Source organism: Pseudomonadota bacterium (assembly GCA_039024915.1).
GTDB lineage: Bacteria > Pseudomonadota > Alphaproteobacteria > Rhizobiales > MH13 > MH13.
This window is the reverse complement of sequence record JBCCPK010000030.1, coordinates 1-2,312: the sequence shown is the minus strand read 5'-3', so window position 1 is coordinate 2,312 and position 2,312 is coordinate 1. Positions and strand designations below refer to the sequence as shown.

Sequence of the window (2,312 nt, the reverse complement as noted above, 5' to 3'; positions counted from 1 at the left end):
CGGCTGAACCAATCGGTTCCAACGTTTTTTCTCCTGCCCGTCTTTGCCGACCAGAATAACGGTGAGCCGACTGGATTCGGGGGCGAAACGCTGGCGCAGCTGCCGGGCGGTGCCGCGGCCGAGATCGGTATAGCCTATGGCGGCGCGGGTTTCTTCGCGCCCTGCAGTTCGCAGCACGATCAGGTCGCGTTCACGCAGCTCCGTGCGGTAGTCGCGCAGTAGATCTACCTGCCGGTCTAGGGAGGCATCACTGCGTGATTTTGCAAAGAGTAACAGCACGCGGTTCTTCCACTGAAGCTCCGCGAGCGGGTCTGCGGCGGCGGGGCCGGTGGACGCCAAGGCCATCAGAAAGCCTGCCAGAAGGGTCGAGACAACATGTTTCATGCCCTTCATATGGTGTGCGTTGGTCCCGCTGTCGAGATTATGCGCCTGCGGCCTTATAGGCCTCCAGCACAGCTGCGCCCATTTCTACGGTGCCGACTTGCTGCATTCCATCGCTCATGATGTCGCCTGTGCGCAGGCCATCATCGAGCACTTTGGCGATGGCACCCTCCAGGCGGTTGGCTTCCTCGATCATCTCGAAGGAATAACGCAGGCACATGGCAAGTGACGCGATCATGGCGATTGGGTTGGCGATGCCCTGGCCTGCGATGTCCGGTGCGGAGCCGTGGACGGGCTCGTACATCGCCTTGCGCTTGCCAGTCTGCTCGTCCGGCGCACCCAGTGATGCTGAGGGTAGCATTCCGAGTGAACCGGTGAGCATGGCGGCGACGTCCGACAGCATGTCGCCGAAGAGATTGTCTGTGACGATCACGTCGAACTGTTTCGGCGCACGCACCAGCTGCATGCCGCCAGCGTCGGCCAGCATGTGGGACAATTCCACATCTTCATAGCCGCGCTTGTGGGTCTCGGTGACGACCTCGTTCCACAGCACACCGGATTTCATAACGTTGCGCTTTTCCATCGAACAGACGCGATTGGAACGGGTGCGCGCAAGTTCAAAAGCCATCGCGGAAATACGCTCGATCTCATAGGTGTCATAGACCTGCGTATCGATGGCGCGCTTCTGCCCGTTGCCGAGATCTTCGATGGTTTTCGGCTCTCCGAAATACACACCGCCGGTCAGTTCGCGCAGGATCAGAATATCGAGACCTTCCACCAGTTCCTTCTTCAAAGAAGAGGAATTGGCGAGAGCCGGATAGCAGATGGCGGGGCGAAGGTTGGCGTATAGACCCATATCTTTACGCAAGCGGAGCAGGCCTGCTTCCGGGCGCTGCTCGTAAGGCACGTTGTCCCATTTGGGCCCGCCCACCGCGCCGAACAACACGGCATCGGCTGCCATGGCTTTTTCCATGTCTGCGTCTGAGATGCTCTCGCCATGGGCATCGTAGGCTGCGCCGCCGACCAAGCCTTCATCGGTTTCGAAGCCTGCGCCTTCCGCCTTGTTCATATAATCGAGGATCTTGCGGACCTCGTCGAAGGCTTCGGGGCCGATCCCGTCGCCGGGCAGAAGGAAGAGTTTGCGGTTGGCCATGATGCTTTGGGCTCTTAGTCTCGTGTGAACTGATGGTGGCTTAGAACCATGACCAGTTTCGTTCAAGGTTGGAGATCGCACCCATGGCCCATACCCGACACAAGATCCCTTTCGCACTTGCTGCAGCGCTGGGATTGGCCGCATTTACTGGGCCGGCAATTGCGCAGAATGCGGGTGCACCGAGTCTTTCCATGCCGATGGATTGTGAGATCGGGCGCAGTTGCTGGGTGCAGAATCTGGTCGACCTCGATACGGGGCCCGATCGCAAGGACCCGTTTTGCGGTGCGGCGACCTTCGACACGCATAAAGGGACTGACATTCGCGTTGCGACTATAGCCGACATGAAGAAGGGCATCGATATTCGTGCCATGGCGTCGGGCACCGTGTTAGGTTTGCGCAATGATATGGACGACAGGCTGATGGTCACACCCGCAGACCGCGCCGCCGTGAAGGGGCGCGAATGTGGCAACGGTCTCGTCATCGACCACGGCAACGCGTGGACCACTCAGATTTGTCACCTCGCAAAGGGCAGCGTGACGGTGAAGAAAGGTGAGCGCGTCGGGCGCGGCCAGGTGGTGGGGCGCATGGGTTTGTCGGGCATGACGGCCTTCCCTCATGTCCACGTTACCGTGCGGCGCGGCAAGGGCGTGGTGGACCCGATCACGGGTGCCAGCATCGGACGCAGCTGCAACCCCAATGCAAGCACCAGCGCCAGCCTGTGGGATGGCGCGGCACGTACACAGATCGTCTCGGCGTCGTCTGCCGTCATCAAGACCGG

The 2,312-nt window shown here is 60.3% G+C and carries 3 protein-coding genes; 1 reads left to right on the top strand and 2 read right to left on the bottom strand.

Annotated elements, in window-relative coordinates:
* Positions 1–393: DUF4174 domain-containing protein (locus AAF739_18100; GenBank protein ID MEM6384581.1), on the bottom strand; the 393-nt coding region annotated here is incomplete at its 3' end.
* Positions 394–421: 28 nt separating this feature from the next.
* On the bottom strand, positions 422–1,534 hold the full coding sequence (gene leuB / locus AAF739_18095) for a 3-isopropylmalate dehydrogenase (GenBank protein MEM6384580.1): 1,113 nt from the start codon (positions 1,532–1,534) through the stop codon (positions 422–424).
* Between the two features lie 83 nt (positions 1,535–1,617).
* Here leuB and AAF739_18090 point away from each other — a divergent pair.
* On the top strand, positions 1,618–2,312 hold a 695-nt coding region (locus tag AAF739_18090; GenBank protein ID MEM6384579.1), incomplete at its 3' end, for a M23 family metallopeptidase.

Excerpts from the sequence above, each read along its gene's own strand:
- leuB (MEM6384580.1), bottom strand. The coding sequence starts at position 1,534 with ATGGCCAACCGCAAACTCTTCCTTCTGCCCGGCGACGGGATCGGCCCC.